The sequence below is a fragment of the Streptomyces sp. 71268 genome (assembly GCF_029392895.1).
Classification (GTDB): domain Bacteria; phylum Actinomycetota; class Actinomycetes; order Streptomycetales; family Streptomycetaceae; genus Streptomyces.
Genome location: NZ_CP114200.1, coordinates 7,950,977 through 7,968,706, shown reverse-complemented (window position 1 = coordinate 7,968,706; position 17,730 = coordinate 7,950,977). Strand labels below are relative to the sequence as shown.

The window sequence follows — 17,730 nt, the reverse complement described above, 5'->3', positions numbered from 1 at the left end:
GCCGGCATGGTTCGGCGCGCCGTGGCGCCCGTGCGCCAGGCGGGCGCCCCGTCGCCGCGCCAGGGTGGGCCGGTCACCGCGCCGGGGTGGGCCGAGGGAACGAGACAGCTCAAACACCCTCCCCCGGGGCGCGGGTCGTGGCGCCCAGGCCGACGGCGTAGAGGTCGAGCACCTCCGGCGCCCAGCGGGCCATGCCCTCGCGCGTCAGCGGATCGACGCCCAGCACGTCGGCGAGGCGCTCGCGCAGCAGCAGGACGGCGAGGTCGTTGGCGAGGAGGAGCGCGGCGCGAACCGCCGGATCGGGACCCGGTTCCGCCCGTCCGGCGCGGGCCAGGTCGTCGAGCGCGGCCCGGCTCACCGCGTACAGCCGCCGGAACAGCAGCCGCCCGGCCTCCTCGTCGGACATCAGCAGCCCGCGCAGGTACGCGGGCAGGGGCGAGTCGGGAGGCAGGTGGCGCACCAGCGCCTCGTGCAGCGAGCCGGTCGCCTCCGGGTCCCGGGCCGCCCCGCCCTCCTCGCGGGTGAGCTCGCCGAGCAGGTTCTCGAAGGTCTCCACCGCCCAGCGGTCGCACTCCGCGCGAAGCCCGTCCTTGGACCCGAAGTGGTGCACCACCAGGCCCGGCGAGACCCCGGCAGCGGTGGCGATCTGGCGCACCGTGACCCTGTCCGGGCCGTGTGCGGCGAACAACCGCGAGGCCTCGTCCCGAATGGTCGCCCGAGCGGTCCTGTCATCCGAAGCTGAACACACGTTCAATAGATTAAACGCTTGTTCAGTCGCTGTCGAACGACAACCCGGCCGACGGGCTCGCGCCGGCGCGCGGGGTGGTGCGGGGGCGTGGCGCGACGGCGCGGCTTCGCTGGCGGAATCCGGCCGTGTTCGGGAGACGGAACACGGGGGCGTCGCGGGCGGGCATCATGCCGCCATGACGGCCAAGGGCACACTCTTTGACTTCTCCGGAACCCTCTTCCGCGTCGAGCCGGCCGAGCGCTGGCTGCGCGCCGGACTGGACGCGGTGGGGCTCGACCTGGCGCCACCGGAGTTCGCCCGCGCCCTCCACGAGTTGCGGGCCGTGGGCGCCCAACCCGGGGGCACCGCGCCGCGCGACGTGCCCGCCCACCTGGCCGCCGACTGGCACGCGCGCGACCTGAGCGGCAGCCAGCACCGCGCCGCCTATCTCGCGCAGGCCCGCCAGGTCAGCCTCCCGTACGCGGGGCTCCACGAGGCGCTGTACGAGCGCCACAAGGACCCGGTGGCCTGGGAGCCGTACCCCGACGCCGCCGAGGTGCTGGCCGGGCTGCGGGAGCGCGGGGTACGGATAGCCGTGGTGAGCAACATCGGGTGGGACCTGCGCCCGGTCTTCCACCGGCACGGGCTCGACCGGTTCGTCGACGCCTACCTGCTCTCCTTCGAGCACGGCATCACGAAACCGAACCCCGCCCTGTTCCAGCTCGCCTGCGCCACCCTCGGGACGAGCGCGCCCGAGACGGTCATGGTCGGTGACAGCCGGCGGGCGGACGGCGGCGCGGCGGCGATCGGCTGCCAGGTGCACTTCGTGGACCACCTCCCGGTGGACCAGCGCCCCGACGGCCTGCGGCCCGTGCTCGACCTCGCCGGTTGAGGCCCGAGCCGGTCGCGGCCACCGCCCGGGCCCACCCCGGGCGGTGGCCGGCGGGCACACGCGGGCGCGCGCCCCGGTACGGCACTGGGCCCCGGCCCGGCAGCCGGGCCGAGGGCGTCACCCCTGCCGGCCGCGATGGGCGGGGCGGCGAGGCGGGCTCGCCGCCGGGCGGTCAGCCGGCGGCGTCGTGCCGGGCCTCGTGGGCGAGGATGCTGGCGCGCCAGCGCGCGATGACCTCCTCGCGGTCGGAGCCGGCGTGGTCGGCCTCGGTGACGAGCGCCTCGGCGGCCATCGCGGCCAGCCGGACGACGACGTGGCGCAGGTCACGGTCGTCCAGGGGCTCCAGTAGGGCGCCCGCGCCGTCGCTGTCGTTGGCGAGTGCGCAAGCGATCATGGCCATCGTCGTGCGATCCCACTCGTATGCGTTCACGCGGTCAGCCTTCCCGTAGCCGCCCGGGCGAGAACGCCTACTCGCGGGTAGACCGGGGTCCCGGGGACGGGAGAGTGCTGCGTGGCGGGGGTGCGTGCTGGGTGCGCGGTGCGAGGGTGGGGTCACCGAGGCCGGTGCGACAGCGCGGTCATGTCGACCCGCTTGCCGGCCGGCGGTTTCCGCCGCCGCGGCCCAATCGAGAGCGCCGGGCCGACCGCGAGTCCGCTTCCACCCACGGCTGTGACCACGGTCGCTGGCTGTCTTGCCCTCGTAGCGACCGCCGATTTCGGACGATCCCCCGCGTCGCCCGAAATCGGCGGCCAAACCGGCGTTCGCCCTGTTCAGAAGGGGCGGACAACCGGAGACCCACTGAGTATATTGGCTTCGAGCCAGTCAACGCAGGAGTTACAGCATGTCCCCGCGCAGCGCATCGGTCAATGAGGAGTTGCGCCGACGCTCCCAACAGCGTCTGCTCCAGGCGACCGTCGATCTTGTCGATGAGTACGGCTACGAGGCCACGACGCTCGCGAGCATCGCCGATCGCGCGGGCGCCGCACGCGGCCTGGTGTCGTACTACTTTCCCGGGAAGCGCCAGCTCCTCCAGTCCGCCGTGCACCGGCTGATGCACACCGAACTGGCGGCGGCGCTGGCCCGCGAACCCGTACCGACCGGCGACGACGCGGGGCGCGAGCTGCTGGCCCGGGCCATCGACGCGATCCTCGGCCTCGCCCGGGACCGGCCCCGGCTGATGCGTACGCACATGGCGGGCATCCTGCAGGCGGAGGGCTTCATCCAGTGCGCCGAGCAGCAACGGCTGGCCGAGCTGCTTCGGGAGACGGTGGTCGCGTACGGCAGTGACGACCCCGACACCGACTACCGGCTGCTGCGCGCCCTCCTGATGGGCGCCGTCGTGGCCGTCCTGCTGCCCGGTGCGCCGATGCCGACGGCGCGGCTGCGCGCGGAACTCTTCCACCGCTACGGCCTCGACTGGGAACAGGGTGACCCGCCGGCCTCGGACGACGCGCCGGACGCGCCCACCGGAGCCCCGCAACGTACGTCCGCCCCGCAGGCGTCCGCCCCGCCGACCACGCCGGCCGGCCGGAGCGGGCCCACGCCCGCCTCCGATGACGACGCGGACGCTGCCGGGCCCGCGGTGTCCCACACCTGACCGCCGGGGAGCGTACGCCGGCGCGTGCTCCGAGCGGCGGCCCGTGGGCTCGGGTGAGCTCGGCGGCGGGGCGCCCGGCGCCCGAGCCGCGGTCGCGCCGGTGGTGGGGGCGGTCGGCTCCGGTGGGCGCACGCCTCCCGCCGCGCCCGCGCCGGTGCCATGCTGGAAACCCAGCGGGAAGGAGTTCCGCCGTGCTCCGCGTCGCCGTCGTCGGTTCGGGTCCCAGCGGTGTGTACACCGCACAGGCCCTCCTCCAACAAACCGTCGTGCCCGATATCGTCGTCCACGTCCTCGACCGACTGCCCTGCCCCTTCGGGCTGGTGCGCTACGGGGTGGCTCCCGACCACGAGAAGATCAAGTCGCTCCAGGGCAACCTGCGCACCGTCCTTGAGGACCCCCGGGTCACCTTCCTCGGCCACGTGCGCGTCGGCGACCCCGGTCTGTCGCCACAGCAACTGCGCGAGCTCTACCACGCGGTGGTCTACTGCGTAGGCGCCGCCGCCGACCGCCACCTCGGGGTGCCGGGCGAGGAGCTTCCGGGGAGCCGTTCGGCCACCGACTTCGTCTCCTGGTACAGCGCGCACCCGGACGCTGAGGCGGACGAGTTCGCGCTCGCCACCCCGTCCGCCGTGGTGATCGGCGTCGGCAACGTGGCGGTGGACGTGGCCCGGGTGCTCGCCAGGGACGCGGCGGAGCTGCGTACCACCGACGTGCCCGCGGGCGCGCTCACCGCGCTCGGACGCAGCCGGGTGCGCGACATCCACGTGGTGGGCCGGCGCGGACCGTCGCAGGCCAAGTTCACCACCAAGGAGCTGCGCGAGCTGGGCGCGCTGCCCGGGGCGAGCGTGCGGGTGCGCCCCGAGGAGCTGGCGCTCGATCCGGCGTTCGCCGACCCGTCGGGCCTGCCCGCCGTGAACCGGCGCAACGTGGACGTGCTGCGCACCTGGGCGACCCAGCCTCCGGCCGACCGGCCGCGCCGCATCCACCTGCGCTTCTTCCTGCGCCCCGTGGCACTCCTCGGCCACGGCAGCGCGCCGTCCACCGGCGCGGCGGGCCCGGCCGTCGAGCGCGGGGCGGCCGGCGGCGTCGGGGTGCGCGCGGTGCGCTTCGAGCGCACGACGCCCGACGGCCGCGGCGGGGTGGTGGGCACCGGGCGGTACGAGGACATCGACGCGCGCCTGGTGCTGCGCTCGGTCGGGTACCGCGGGGTGCCGCTACCGGGCCTGCCGTTCGACGCGGAGCGCGGCACGGTACCCCACCGGGCGGGCCGGGTGCTGCGGGAGGGGGAACCGTCACCGGGCGAGTACGTGGCGGGCTGGATCAAGCGCGGACCCACGGGTGTGATCGGCACCAACCGGCCCTGCGCGAAGGAGACCGTCAACTCGCTGCTCGCCGACGCGCCGCGGCTCGCCTCGCGGGAGGTGGCCGCCGACCCGCTGGCGGCGCTGCGCCGGCTGGGCCAGGAGCCGGTGGAGTGGCCCGGCTGGTTGCGGATCGAGGAGGCGGAGGCCGCGCTGGGCCGGGAGTTGGGGCGTGCGCAGGTCAAGATCCCCGACTGGGAGGGGCTGTTGGACGCGGCGCGCGCCCGGCCCTGAGGGCACGGGGCCCCCGCCGTCGGCCCGGTCGGCCGCGGCGGGGCTCGTGGTTCAGCGCGCGGCCAGGCGCTGTTCCTGGTGGTGGGCGGCGGTCAGCACGCTGTCCAACAGGCCGGGGAACAGGCGCTCCAGCTCCTGCTCGCGCAGCAGGCTCATCTTGGCGGTGCCGCGGTAGATCTGCTGGATGACGCCGCTCTCGCGCAGCACGCGGAAGTGGTGGGTACAGGTGGACTTGCTCACCGGCAGGTCGAAGACGGAGCAGGCCAGCTCGCCGCCGTCGGTGGCGAGCCGGCACACGATGCGCAGGCGCATGGGGTCGGACAGCGCGTGCAGCACGTGTTCGAGGCGGATCTCGTCGACGTCCGGGTGGTCGAGTACCCGGCCCGACGGGGCGGGGGCCTGCTGAGTTGCCACGGCTGCTCCTCACGCTGCTCCGAACGGCGGGGCACGGCAGGGGCGCGCCGTATTTTGCCATCCGCCGTACTACGACGGAAATCGTACAACACCGCCCGGGAAAAGCGAAGGGCCTTCGTCGTCTCGATACGGGACCCGCGCTCCTCGCCGCCGACGACGATCGCGCGTGAAAGTCGCTCGATATGCTTTTCGTTTTCGCGTTCCGGGCCACGACTGCAAATGAGTGAAAGATCGCCGGCCGGTTTGTTCATGTCCCGCCCCTGTCGGGACACTTGAGGCCGCGCGCACAGCGCTTTGAGAACGCGCAGCACCACCAGGCGAGGAGTGCACATCGATGAGCGATGCCTTTGGCGTCATCACGGAAATTCTGGCCGAACAGTTCGAGGTGGACCAGGCCGTACTGCGCCCGGAAGCCACGCTTGAGGAGTTGGAGCTGGATTCCCTCGCCCTTTTGGAATTCTCCCTGGTGCTCGCGGAACGCACGGGCCTGCGGGTCAGCGACGAGGACGTCACCCGCGACCTCACCCTGCGGCAGATCGCGGAATGGATCGAGACCGGCCGCGACCTCGCCGAGGCCGGACTGCGGACCTGACAGGGCGCGCGACCGACGCCCGGCGGCCGACTGACAGTGGGCGACCCGGGCGGCGACCCGACGGCGGAGGCGCGGCGTGCGTCGTCGGCGCCCGCCCCGCGCGGTGCCGCGCGGCCCGAGTCGCCGCCGAACGTGCCACCGATCACTCCTGAGGAGAAAGGCGCGGATTCTTGACGCGCAAGAGCACGATGCTCGGCGAAGGCGAAAGCGAAAGCGGGAGCGAGCAACGAACCGGGCACATCCCCGGGGCGGCCGCCCTGCTTTCGAGTCTGTCCGGGCACGCCCCCCTGGCCGTCGCGTTTTCCGGCGGCGTCGATTCCACGGTGGTCCTCGCCGCCGCGGTACGGACCTGGGGTCGTACGGGCACACTCGCGGTCATCGCGGACTCCCCGGCTCTGGCCAGGGACGAACTGCGCGGCGCCCGGCGCGCGGCGGCGGAGATCGGCGCCGAGCTAGTCGTGGTGGCCACCGACGAGTGGACGGTCCCCGGCTACCGGGAGAATTCCGGGGACCGCTGCTACTTCTGCAAGCGCACCGTGCTGGCGCGCGTGGCCGACGTGGCGGCCGAGCGCGGGTTCCACGGCGTCGCGACGGGCACGCACCGCGACGACCGGCGGGCCGCGCACCGGCCGGGGCTGCGCGCGGCGGCGGAACTCGGCGTCGCCGAGCCGCTGGCCGACGCCGGCCTGGGCAAGCGCGAGGTGCGCGCCGTGGCCGCCGCGTGGGGACTGTCGGTCGCGGAGAAGCCGGGCACGCCCTGCCTCTCGTCGCGGGTGGCGGTCGGGGTGCCGGTGACGCGCGAGCGGCTCGCGCTGGTGGAGCGGGCCGAGGAGTTGGTCCGCGCGGAGCTGGCGGCCGGCCGCGTACCGGTCACCGACGTACGGGTGCGACTTCTGGCGGCGGACTTCCGTGTCGAGCTGGGGCCGCCCGCGTACGACTGGCTCGACGGGCGGCCGGAGCGGGCCGGCGCGTTGCTGCGCCGCGTGGCGGTGGCGACGCGGCTCGGCCCGGGCTCGGTGGCCCGCTACCGCTCCGGCGCCGTGAGCCTCGGGCCGGGGCACGCCGGACCTGGTCTTGGGCCCGGCCCCGGGCGGTGCCGTACGGGGCGCGCCGGCCCTCTCGTGCCGCGGCCCGCCGGCCCGCGGCAGGGTGGCGCCCCGCGCGCGGTGGTCGAGGGCGCCTCGTGAGCGAGACCGAGGCCCTGCGGGTGGCCGACTACGCCAGGCTCGATGTGGCGCGGCGCGACCGGACCGGGGTGCCGGAGGTGGTGTTCGCGCAGGCCAAGACGGTGGCCCAGACGTTGCGGCTGCTGGCCGAGCTGCGCGCGGGTGACCCGGGCGCGCCGGCCCTGGCAACCCGGTGCCCGAAGGAGGTGCTGGCCGCCGCGCCCACCGCGTTCGGCACCGACCCCGTACGCGTGGACGAGGTGGCGCGGACGGTCACGGTGGGCCCGCTGCCGCCGCCGCGCGGGAGGGTCGGCGTGCTGACGGCCGGAACTTGCGACCTGCCGGTGGCGCGCGAGTGCCTGGCCACGCTGGCGGCGCTGGGGGTGGGGGCCACGCTCGTGGACGACGTGGGCGTCGCGGGTATCGGCCGGCTGTTCGCGCAGTTGCCACGGTTGCACGACGTCGACTGCGCGCTCGTCGTAGCCGGCATGGACGGCGCCCTGCCCAGCGTGGTGGCCGGACTGTTGCGCGCGCCGGTGGTCGGGGTGCCCACGAGCGTGGGGTACGGGGTGGCGTCGGGTGGCGTCACCGCCCTGGGCTCGATGCTCTCCGCCTGCGCGCCCGGCCTGACGGTCGTCAACATCGACAACGGCTTCGGGGCCGCGGTCCACGCGGCGAAGGTGATCAACGCGGTGCACGGTGACTGAGCCGGGTCCGGCCCACGGCGCGCGGCCGCTGGGCGCGGGGCCCGCTCGGCCCGGGACGGACGAGGCGTACCAGGCGCCACTGGCCCGCGTGGACAGCGGGCCGCGACACGACATGGAGACGCACGCGATGAGCGAACCCCCCGAGGCGGGGCCGGCCTCGACCACGCCCACGGAGCGACCGGCGCCCACCGCGCCGCAGCCGCCGCAGGCTCCCCCGCGCGCCGGGTCCCGCCCGGTGGCCGAGCCCCGGCAGGGCTCCGCGCCACCGGCCGTGCCCGCCGCCCCGGAGCCCTGCGACACGGCCGAGCCGCAGGGGCCGCCGGGCACCGAGGCGGCCCCGGGCGCGTCGGCGCCGGCGGGCGTGGACGGCGCGCCGGTGCGGGCGGCGCACCTGGACTGCACCGCCGGCGTCGCGGGCGACATGCTGCTGGCCGCGCTGGTGGACGCGGGGGCCGACCCGCGCGTGGTGGCCGACGCGGTGGCCGCCCTCGACGTGCCCGGCCTCGCGGTGCGCACCCGGCCCGCGCGGCGCGGTGGGTTCGCCTGCCTGCGGGCCCACGTGGAACAGCCGTCCGTCCCCGATCGGGCCCGGCGTCTGCCGCAGGTGCTCGCGCTGCTCGCCGCCGCGCGCCTCGCGCCCGATGTCGCCCGCTTCGCGCGCCGGGTCTTCGAACTGCTCGCGGAGGCCGAGGCGCGGGTGCACGGCACGACGCCGGAGCAGGTGCACTTCCACGAGGTCGGCGCGCACGACGCGCTGGCGGACGTGGTGGGTTGCGCGGCGGCCCTGGCCGACCTGGGGTTGCTGGCCGCGGACGCCCAGGTGACGTGCTCCGCGCTGGCGGCGGGCAGCGGGCACGTCGACAGCGCCCACGGCCAACTGCCGGTGCCGGTGCCCGCCGTGCTCCGTATCGCCGCGCGGCACGGGCTCGCGCTGGCCGCGGGCGAGCTGACCGGGGAGCGTACGACGCCGACCGGGGCCGCGCTGGTGGCGGCGGTGGCCACGCCGGGGCCCATGCCCGCGATGACGGTGCGCGCGGTCGGCGTCGGCGGGGGCGGCCGGGACACCGCCGAGGGGCCCAACATCACCCGCGTCGTGCTGGGCGAGGCGCTTGACGTGCCGTCGGCCGCGGTCTCGGGTGAGGTCGTGGTGGTCGAGAGCACCGTGGACGACCTGGACCCGCGGTTGTGGCCGTCGGTGCTCGACGCGTTGCGCGCGGCCGGGGCGTGGGACTGCTGGACGATCGGTACCGTCGGCCGCCGTGGTCGGCCGGGTCGGCTGGTGACGGCGCTGTGCGCGGCCGAGGTGCGGCCCGCCGTCACCGACGTACTGCTGCGGCACACCACGACGTTGGGCGTGCGCTGGTCCGTGCAGCGGCGTACGACGTTGCCGCGCCGGGTGGTAACGGTGGCCGTCGGTCCGCCAGGGCGGGAGCAGTACGTGCCGGTCAAGATCGCCGACGTGCCGGGCGGTGAGGTCACGGTGCAGCCGGAGCTGGCCGACGCGGAGCGCGCCGCGCGGGCCCTTGGGTGGCCGGTCCGGCAGGTCTGCGCGGCGGCCATCAGCAACTACCTGCGCGAGCCCCCCGCCCGCGCGGTCCCGCGCCAGCCGCCGGGCCACACCTGATCAGCCACCGGCCCCCCTCACCTCCCCGCGCGGGGCGCACGCCGGCCACCGACCGCACGCGGCCACCACCGCTCGGCCGCTCCCCCACGGCCGCCTCCCGCCGACAGCCTCGCGGCGGGAGGCTGGTGCCCGCGCCGTCGCCATGTCATCCGCCGGCGCGCCGCGCCGTGCCCGCGTCCCCTCCCCGTCCCCCGTCATCGCCGACCCAGAGGAAGCCATGCCGCGCACCTACGCCGTCACCAGCCTGGAGGGGGCGCACGTCCTCCTCACCGGGGCCACCGGGTTCATCGGGCAGGCCGTGTTGGAGCGGCTGCTCGCCGACCATCCCGACACCCGCGTCAGCCTCCTGTTGCGCGGCCGGGGCGGGTGTGGTGGCCGTGACCGCCTGGTGCGGCTGCTCCGGAAGGACGTGTTCCGGCGGTGGCACGAACGGCCGGGCGGTGACGACGAGTTGGCCGAGGCGGCGCGCCGGGTCCAGGTCGTCGAGGGTGACCTGGAGAGCGTGACGGGGCTGCCGGACGACCTGGACACGGTCATCCACTGCGCGTCGGCGGTCACCTTCGACCCGCCCATCGACGAGGCGTTCGGCTCCAACGTCGCCGGGGCCGTCCGGCTCTGCGAGCAGTTGGCCCGCCAGCCCGTGCCGCCGCACCTGGTCTACGTCTCCACCGCCTACGTGTCGGCGCCCGGCCACGGAACGGTGCGCGAGGAGCCGCTGCGGCACACGGTGGACTGGCGGGAGGAGCTGGCCGCCAGCGAGACCGTACGCGCGGAGGTCGAGCGGGACTCGCGGCGCCCCGAGGTGCTGCGCCGGCTGCTGCGGGAGGCGGGCCGGGCGCACGCGCCGTGCGGCAACCAGGTGGTGGCCGGGCACGCCGAGGAGGCCAGGCGGGCGTGGGTGGCGCGGCGGCTGGTCGCCTACGGGCGGGCCCGGGCCAACGCGCTGGGGTGGACGGACGTGTACACCTTCACCAAGGCGCTGGCCGAGCGGGCCACCGAGGAGGGCTGGGCCGGGCGACCGCTGACGGTGTTGCGGCCGGCCATCGTCGAGAGCGCGCTGCGCCACCCGTACCCGGGCTGGATCGACGGGCACAAGATGCTCGACCCGCTGATCATCGACTACGGGACGGGGGCCATGTGGGACCTGCCGGGCGATCCGGACGCCGTCCTGGACGTCATCCCGGCGGACCTGGTGGTCAACGCGATCCTGGCCGCCGCCGCCGCGGTGCCGCCGGCGGACGCGCCGCACTACTTCCACGTCGGCTCGGGCGCCGGCAACCCGCTGACCTACGGGGCGCTCCACGACCACCTGGACGCGTACTTCACCCGGCATCCGCTGCCCGATCCGTCGGGGCGCGGTCACCTGCGGCACGCGCGGTGGCGGTTCCAGAGCCCGGCGCGCGTGCGGACGGCGCTCGACCTCGCCGACCGGGCCGTCGCGGCGGCCGGTAGCGCGCTGGAGTGGCTGCCCGGTGGCGAGCGGGTCCAGGAGCGGGAGCGCGGGCTGCGCCACCGGCGCGGCGAACTCGCCCGTCAGCGGCACTACTTCGAGGTGTACCAGCCGTACACCGGCGCGCAGGGCCGCTATGACGACCGGGAGTTGATGGCCCTGCACCGCTCCCTGCCGCCACGGCTCGCGGCCGAGCGCGGCTTCGACCCGCGCGGGCTGGACTGGCGCGACTACCTGGAGGAGGTGCACTGCCCGGCGGTGACCCGGCGGCTGCGCGACGCCATGGGGTTGCGCGGGGCGGCGGCCGGGCGCGGTCGCGCGGCGCCCCGCGCGCTGCCGCCGGCGGACGACGTCGCCGCCGTCTTCGACCTCGACGGCACCTTCGTGGCCGCCGACATGGTCGAGTCCTACCTGTGGGCCCGCCTCGGCTCCGGCTCGCTGCCCGGCCACGCGGCCGAGCTGCTCGACCTGGCCCGCGCGGTCCCCCGCTACCTGCGCGCGGAGCGCACCGACCGGGCGGCGTTCGTCCGCGCCTTCCTGCGCCGCTACCAGGGCGCCGACGCCGCCGCGCTGCGGGACCTGGTGCGGGACGCGCTGGCGGACGCGATGCTGCGGCGGGCGCTGCCGGAGGCGGTGCGCCGGGCGCGCGAGCACCGCGCGGCCGGGCACCGCACCGTCCTGGTCACCGGCAGCCTCGACCTGCTGGTCGAGCCGCTGCGCCCGCTCTTCGACGACATCGTGGCCTGCCGGATGGAGAGCCGGGGCGGCGTGCTCTCCGGCCGGCTGGTGGCCCCACCGGTGGTCGGCGAGGCGCGCGCCGCGTGGCTGCGCGAGTACGCGCGCGAGCACGGGCTGTCCCTGCGGCGTTCGTACGCGTACGCCGACAGCTACTCCGACCGGCCCTTCCTGGCCTCGGTCGGCCGGCCCTGCGCGGTCAATCCCGACCTGCGGCTGTACCGGTACGCCGCGCGCCGGCACTGGCCCGTCGTGCGCTGGGGCGCGCACGCGGGCACCCGGTGGGAGGCGCTGACCGAGACGGTGCGGGCCGGCGGTGCCAGCACAGCGACAAGGAGCTACGCGTGAGCAGACCCGGACTGGTCCTCGAAGTCGACGAGCGCACACCGCCGTTGCTGGTGTGTGAGGGGGAGGGCTTCCGACTCGAACAGTTGCCGCACGGCGCTCGGGTCGTCTACCCGCCCGCGTGCCTGCCCGGCATCCGGGACCTGGACGCGGCGATCACACGGGCGCTGCACCAGCCGCACGGCAGCGATCCGCTGCCCGCGCTGCTGCGCCCCGGCATGCGGCTGACCATCGTCTTCGACGACCTGTCGCTGCCGCTGCCGCCCATGCGCAGCCCGGACATCCGGCAGCGGATCATCGAGCACGTGCTGGAGCTGGCCGCCGCGCACCGGGTAGACGACGTGGAGCTGATCGCGGCCAACGCGCTGCACCGGCGCATGACGCCGGCCGAGCTGCGGCACGTGGTGGGCGACCGGGTCTTCCGCTCGTTCTTCCCCCAGCACCTGCGCAACCACGACGCGGAGGACCAGGAGAACCTGCTCCACCTCGGCCAGACCGGGCACGGCGAGGACGTGGAGATCAACCGCCGGGCGGCGGAGAGCGATCTCATCGTGTACGTGAACATCACGCTGGTGGCGATGAACGGCGGGCCGAAGTCGGTGTCGGTGGGCCTGGCCAGCTACCGCAGCCTGCGCCACCACCACAACGTGGACACCCTGCGGAACTCGCGCTCCTTCAACGACCCGGCCCACTCGGCCATGCACCGCTCCTACGACCGCATGCAGGACCTGATCGGCGGTCAGGTCAGGGTGTTCACGATCGAGACCGCGCTGAACAACGACGCCTTCCCGCAGCCGCTGGGCTTCCTCAGCAAGCGCGAGTGGGAGTGGAACGCGGCGGACCAGGCGGCGTTCATCGGTGCGCGGCGCGGCTCCCGGCTGCTCCCGCCCGCGCTGCGCCGGCGCGCCTTCCACCGGGTGGCCGCACCCTGGGGCGTGACCAGCGTCGCCGCGGGCGCGCCGAGCGCGGTGCACCCCATCACACTGCGACACGTGCACCGGCAACAGGTCACGCCGGTGTCGGGCCAGGCGGACGTGGGGGTGTTCGGCGTGCCGTACCTGTGCCCGTACAACGTCAACTCGGTGATGAACCCGATCCTGGTGGCCTCGATGGGCCTCGGCTACCTGTTCAACATGTACCTGAACAAGCCCATCGTCCGGCGTGGTGGGGTGGGCATCTTCTACCACCCGCTGCCGAACGAGTTCCACACCGTGCACCACCCGAGCTACCTCGACTTCTACGAGGACGTGCTGACCCAGTCGACCGACCCGGCCGTGGTGGAGGGCAAGTTCGAGGAGCAGTTCGCGACCGATCCGTGGTACGTCCACCTGTACCGCAGGAGCTACGCGTACCACGGGGTGCACCCGTTCTACATGTGGTACTGGTGCGCGCACGCCAGGGAGCACCTGGGCGACGTCATCTTCGTCGGTGCCGATCCGGCGGTCGCCTCCCGCCTCGGGTTCCGCGCGGCCAGCACGTTGGCCGACGCCCTCCAGTTGGCCTCGCACACGGTGGGCGGCAGTCCGGAGATCACCTATCTGCACGCCCCGCCGCTGACCCTGGCGGACGTCTCGTGACGGGCGGACGGGAGGGCGGGCCCGGCAACCGGGCCGCCCGGTGGCTCGGCGGCGCGGCGCGCGGGAACGGCGGGGGCCTGCGCCGTGACCTGGCCCTGTTGCGCCAGGGACGCGACTGGCGGGGGCGGGCCAGGCCGCCGCGCGGACTGCCGCCCGAGCAGTACGCGGCGCGGGCGCCGTTCCGTACCGCCTGGGCCCGGTCGGCGCCGGCCGCGCTGGCTCGTGACGCGCTGCGCACCGGCGTGCTGAAGCCGCTGCTGTGGGCGCACGTCCGGCCCGTGGTGACGGGGCGCGAGCACCTGGCGGGGCTGCGCGGACCGGTGGTGTTCGTGGCCAACCACGCCAGCCACCTCGACACGCCGTTGATCCTGGGGGCGCTGCCGGGGCCCGTCGCGGCCCGGACGACGGTGGGCGCGGCGGCCGACCACTTCTTCGCCTCGCGGCTGACCGGGGTGACGACGGCGTTGCTGTTCAACGCCTTCCCGGTGGACCGGCGCCGCGACCGGGGGGCCGGGCGGCGCGGCCACGGCGCCGGGTTGGCGACGCGGCTGATCGGCAGTGGTTGGAGCGTGTTGCTGTTCCCCGAGGGGTCGCGCTCCCGCGACGGCTGGATGAGTTGGTTCCGGCTGGGCGCCGCGCGGCTGTGCCTGGACACCGGGGTGCCGGCCGTGCCGGTGGCGGTACGGGGCACGTTCGCGGCGCTGCCGCCGGGTGACGTGCTGCCCCGGCGCGACGCCGCGCCGATCAGCGTGCGCTTCGGCCGGCCGATCGTGGCGGGCCCCGACGAGACGGCGCCGGCCTTCCGCGATCGCATGATGCGCGAGGTCAACGCGTTGTGGGCGGAGACGGACGTGGGGTGGTACGGAGCGCTGCGCGGCGCGGTGGAGGCCGCCGACGCGCCGCCGACCCCCGCCTCGGCGCCGCCGACGGCCGGGGTACGGCGCGCGGCGCGGTGGCGCCGGGTCTGGGAGTCCACGCGCGCTGCGGAGCGGCCGGGACGGCGTCGCGTGTGGGGCGGCCCGGTGCCGGCCTGGCCCAAGCAGCGGGGCGCGGGCGGCGGGGCGGCCGACGGGGCGCGGGGCGCATCGCGGGTGTCGTAAGGGGCGCGCACCCGGGGGCGGGCGGGATGGCGTGGGGCGGGGTGGAGGCGTGGGGCCCCACCTCGCCCCACGGCGTTTGTACGAGGGGTCTCGTAATTTGATGAGCGACGTACTACGATCAGCACCGTACAAACCCGCACCCCGTCGCCCCGCGAAGTGGAGTAGTCGTGAGCGCCCTGTTCGAGCCGTACACCCTGCGGACACTGACCATCCCGAACCGCGTCTGGATGGCCCCGATGTGCCAGTACTCCGCCGAGGTCTTCGGGCCGAACGCCGGCGTGGCCGGTGACTGGCACCACACGCACTACACCTCGCGGGCCGTCGGCGGCGCCGGCCTCATCCTGGTCGAGGCCACCGCCGTCTCCCCCGAGGGCCGGATCAGCCCCGCCGACCTGGGCATCTGGAACGACACCCAGGTCGAGGCGCTGCGCCGGATCACCGCATCGCTCAAGGAGCACGGCACCGTCCCGGGCATCCAGATCGCACATGCCGGGCGCAAGGCGAGCACCGACCGCCCCTGGCGCGGCGGCGCCCCGATCACCGACCCCGCGCAGCACGGCTGGCAGCCGGTCGGGCCGAGCCCCATCGCCTTCGACGCCGACCACCCGGTCCCCGACGAGCTGACGGAGGAGCGTATAGACGAGATCGTCGGCCAGTTCGCGGACGCGGCCCGGCGCGCGCTCGCCGCCGGCTTCGAGGTCGTCGAGGTGCACGGCGCGCACGGGTACCTGATCGGCGAGTTCCTCTCCCCGCACAGCAACCACCGCACGGACGCGTACGGCGGCTCGTACGAGAACCGCACCCGCTTCGCGCTGCGGGTGGTGGACGCGGTACGCGCGGTGTGGCCCAAGGAGTTGCCGGTCTTCTTCCGGATCTCGGCGACCGACTGGTTGCAGGAGACCGCGCGGGCGGACGGCGCCGAGGCCGATGGCCCGCTCGGCTGGACGGCCGACGACACGGTGCGCTTCGCGCGCGACCTGCACGCCCACGGCGTGGACCTGCTCGACGTCTCCACCGGCGGGAACGCCACCGGCGTCCACATCCCCACCGGCCCCGGCTACCAGGTCCCCTTCGCGGCCCGGGTGAAGGCGGAGACCGACCTTCCGGTCGCGGCCGTCGGCAAGATCACCGAGCCGGAGCAGGCCGAGAAGGTGCTCCAGTCCGGCGAGGCGGACGCGGTCCTGCTCGGCCGGGAGCTGCTGCGCGACCCGTACTGGCCGCACCGCGCGGCGCGCGCCCTCGGTCGCACTCCGAGCTACCCCGACCCCTACTCCTGGGCCGCCTGACCTCCGCTCCGTAACCGCGCCGACCTGCGCGGGCACACTCCGGGAACGCCGTTGTCAGTGGCCGGGCGCACACTGGCGGCAGCAGGCGACGGCTGGGACGGCGGCGTCCCGGAGGTGAGGACCGGGCCGGACGGGGCCGTTCCGCTGCGTCGGCCGGGGCGGGATCCTCGACGGTGACACCCGGCGCCCGCCCGCCACCTGCCGGTGTGCCGCGCGTACGGGCGGCCACGGTCGGGTGAGCGGGCCCCTCGTGGGCCAGTAGAGTGACGGCCGTGGCTGGACGACCGTTGAACGAAATCGTAGAACCCGGCTGGGCCAAGGCACTTGAGCCCGTAGCCGAACGCATCACGGCGATGGGGACCTTCCTGCGCACCGAGATCGCGGCGGGCCGTACGTACCTGCCGGCGGGCCAGCACGTCCTGCGTGCTTTCCAACAACCCTTCGACGACGTCCGGGTGCTGATCGTCGGGCAGGACCCCTACCCCACCCCGGGGCACGCCGTCGGGCTCAGCTTCGCGGTCGCCCCCGAGGTACGCCCGCTGCCCGGCAGCCTGCAGAACATCTTCCAGGAACTGCACACCGACCTCGGCCACCCCCGGCCCTCCAACGGGGACTTGACCCCCTGGACCGAGCAGGGCGTGCTGCTGCTCAACAGGGCGCTCACCACCGCCCCGCGCAAGCCCGCGGCCCACCGGGGCAAGGGCTGGGAAGAGGTCACCGAGCAGGCCATCCGGGCGCTGGTCGAGCGCGGCAAGCCGCTGGTGTCGATCCTGTGGGGGCGCGACGCGCGCAACCTGCGCCCGCTGCTCGGCAACCTGCCCGCCGTCGAGTCCGCCCACCCCTCACCCATGTCGGCCGACCGGGGCTTCTTCGGCTCACGCCCGTTCAGCCGGGCCAACGACCTGCTGGTGCGGCAGGGGTCGCAGCCGGTGGAGTGGCGACTGCCCTGACCCCGCGCGCCCGCGCGAACCTGCACGCGGCGCGCCCGCGCGTGAACCGCTGCCTGACCGCCCGCGCGCGCACCGCCGCCCGACCGCCCGCGCGTCGCGGTGCCTCACGCCTGGCCGGCCGCGTTCGGAAGTACGAGCGATAGTGTCGGGGCATGACAACGCACAACGCCACGCCCGCCGGCTGGTACGCCGACCCCCAGGGCACCCCTCACCTGCTGCGCTGGTGGGACGGCGCCCAGTGGACCCAGCACACGCACCCGGGCCAGCCCGGCCAGGCCGCCCAGCAGCCGGCCGCCGGGCCGCCGCCCGAGAAGATCCAGCGTCAGGTCCAGCAGCAGGCCGGGCTCGGCACCTCGACCCCGCAGGGCGGCGGGACGCTGTTCACCGAGCCGGTGCTGGTGGTGAACCAGAAGGCCAAGCTCATCGAGCTGACCAACGAGTACAGCGTCTTCGACCAGCACGGCCAGACCATCGGCTCGGTGGTCCAGGTGGGGCAGAGCACGCTGAAGAAGGTGGCGCGCTTCGTCTCCAGCCTTGACCAGTTCATGACCCACCGGCTGGAGATCCGGGACGCCCACGGGCAGCCGCACCTGGTGATGACCCGGCCGGCCAAGTTCATGAAGTCCAAGGTCCTGGTCGCCCGCCCGGACGGCCAGCCGGTCGGCGAGATCCACCAGCAGAACGTGATCGGGAAGATCAACTTCGCGATCATGGCGCAGGGACAGCAGGTCGGCGCCATCAAGGCGGAGAACTGGCGCGCCTGGAACTTCGCCATCGTCGACCACACCGACCGCGAGATCGCCCGGATCACCAAGACCTGGGAGGGCCTCGCCAAGACCATGTTCACCACTGCGGACAACTACGTGCTGCAGATCCACCAGCAGCTCCCCGAGCCGCTGCTCAGCCTCGTGGTGGCGACCGCGCTGACGGTGGACACGGCGTTGAAGCAGGACGCCCGCGGGTTCGGATGAG

At 75.0% G+C, this 17,730-nt stretch carries 16 protein-coding genes; 13 read left to right on the top strand and 3 right to left on the bottom strand.

Annotated features, from left to right (window positions below; translation table 11 throughout):
- Window positions 1–109: 109 nt before the first annotated feature.
- The gene (locus OYE22_RS31735; RefSeq protein ID WP_277323644.1) at window positions 110–688 is read right to left on the bottom strand and encodes a TetR/AcrR family transcriptional regulator; all 579 of its coding nucleotides are present in this window, start codon (window positions 686–688) and stop codon (window positions 110–112) included.
- A 235-nt stretch (window positions 689–923) separates the two neighbouring features.
- On the opposite strand from OYE22_RS31735, the gene OYE22_RS31730 reads away from it, so the two are divergent.
- Window positions 924–1,619, top strand: coding sequence for an HAD-IA family hydrolase (locus OYE22_RS31730; RefSeq protein WP_277323643.1), 696 nt, complete (start codon window positions 924–926; stop codon window positions 1,617–1,619).
- A 172-nt stretch (window positions 1,620–1,791) separates the two neighbouring features.
- On the opposite strand, the gene OYE22_RS31725 is transcribed toward OYE22_RS31730, so the two are convergent.
- Entirely contained in the window at window positions 1,792–2,013 is a 222-nt protein-coding gene (locus OYE22_RS31725) for a hypothetical protein (protein WP_348652260.1), read from the bottom strand.
- Between the two features lie 448 nt (window positions 2,014–2,461).
- On the opposite strand from OYE22_RS31725, the gene OYE22_RS31720 reads away from it, so the two are divergent.
- Window positions 2,462–3,217 carry a TetR/AcrR family transcriptional regulator gene (locus tag OYE22_RS31720; RefSeq protein WP_277323642.1) on the top strand — a complete coding sequence of 252 codons (756 nt, stop codon included), beginning with the start codon at window positions 2,462–2,464 and terminating at the stop codon, window positions 3,215–3,217.
- A gap of 191 nt (window positions 3,218–3,408) precedes the next feature.
- Window positions 3,409–4,812: an FAD-dependent oxidoreductase gene (locus OYE22_RS31715; RefSeq protein ID WP_277323641.1), complete on the top strand. Its 1,404-nt coding sequence runs from the start codon at window positions 3,409–3,411 to the stop codon at window positions 4,810–4,812.
- 51 nt (window positions 4,813–4,863) lie between these two features.
- On the opposite strand, the gene OYE22_RS31710 is transcribed toward OYE22_RS31715, so the two are convergent.
- Window positions 4,864–5,226, bottom strand: a complete 363-nt coding sequence (locus OYE22_RS31710) for a helix-turn-helix transcriptional regulator (RefSeq protein ID WP_277323640.1) — start codon at window positions 5,224–5,226, stop codon at window positions 4,864–4,866.
- A 334-nt stretch (window positions 5,227–5,560) separates the two neighbouring features.
- Here OYE22_RS31710 and OYE22_RS31705 point away from each other — a divergent pair, with 334 nt between their 5' ends.
- The 10 genes from OYE22_RS31705 (at window position 5,561) to OYE22_RS31660 (ending at window position 17,729) form a co-directional block, all read left to right on the top strand.
- Entirely contained in the window at window positions 5,561–5,818 is a 258-nt protein-coding gene (locus OYE22_RS31705) for an acyl carrier protein (RefSeq protein WP_277323638.1), read from the top strand.
- A gap of 170 nt (window positions 5,819–5,988) precedes the next feature.
- Complete coding sequence (locus tag OYE22_RS31700; protein WP_277323637.1) at window positions 5,989–7,005, top strand: ATP-dependent sacrificial sulfur transferase LarE; 1,017 nt, start codon at window positions 5,989–5,991, stop codon at window positions 7,003–7,005.
- Window positions 7,002–7,691 carry a nickel pincer cofactor biosynthesis protein LarB gene (gene larB / locus OYE22_RS31695; RefSeq protein ID WP_277323636.1) on the top strand — a complete coding sequence of 230 codons (690 nt, stop codon included), beginning with the start codon at window positions 7,002–7,004 and terminating at the stop codon, window positions 7,689–7,691. The genes OYE22_RS31700 and larB overlap by 4 nt, the downstream gene beginning before the upstream one ends.
- A 127-nt stretch (window positions 7,692–7,818) precedes the next feature.
- A complete protein-coding gene (gene larC, locus OYE22_RS31690; protein WP_277323635.1) occupies window positions 7,819–9,315 on the top strand; it encodes a nickel pincer cofactor biosynthesis protein LarC in 1,497 nt (498 codons plus the stop codon).
- 217 nt (window positions 9,316–9,532) lie between these two features.
- Window positions 9,533–11,848: an HAD-IB family hydrolase gene (locus OYE22_RS31685; protein ID WP_277323634.1), complete on the top strand. Its 2,316-nt coding sequence runs from the start codon at window positions 9,533–9,535 to the stop codon at window positions 11,846–11,848.
- Complete coding sequence (locus OYE22_RS31680; RefSeq protein ID WP_277323633.1) at window positions 11,845–13,422, top strand: lactate racemase domain-containing protein; 1,578 nt, start codon at window positions 11,845–11,847, stop codon at window positions 13,420–13,422. The genes OYE22_RS31685 and OYE22_RS31680 overlap by 4 nt, the downstream gene beginning before the upstream one ends.
- Window positions 13,419–14,522, top strand: a complete 1,104-nt coding sequence (locus OYE22_RS31675) for a lysophospholipid acyltransferase family protein (RefSeq protein ID WP_277323631.1) — start codon at window positions 13,419–13,421, stop codon at window positions 14,520–14,522. Before OYE22_RS31680 ends, OYE22_RS31675 begins: the two co-directional genes overlap by 4 nt.
- A 167-nt stretch (window positions 14,523–14,689) precedes the next feature.
- On the top strand, window positions 14,690–15,808 hold the full coding sequence (locus OYE22_RS31670; RefSeq protein WP_277323630.1) for an NADH:flavin oxidoreductase/NADH oxidase: 1,119 nt from the start codon (window positions 14,690–14,692) through the stop codon (window positions 15,806–15,808).
- Window positions 15,809–16,080: 272 nt separating this feature from the next.
- Complete coding sequence (locus OYE22_RS31665) at window positions 16,081–16,758, top strand: uracil-DNA glycosylase (protein WP_277323629.1); 678 nt, start codon at window positions 16,081–16,083, stop codon at window positions 16,756–16,758.
- A 152-nt stretch (window positions 16,759–16,910) separates the two neighbouring features.
- A complete protein-coding gene (locus OYE22_RS31660; RefSeq protein WP_277323628.1) occupies window positions 16,911–17,729 on the top strand; it encodes a phospholipid scramblase-related protein in 819 nt (272 codons plus the stop codon).
- The last annotated feature ends 1 nt before the right edge of the window (window position 17,730 follow it).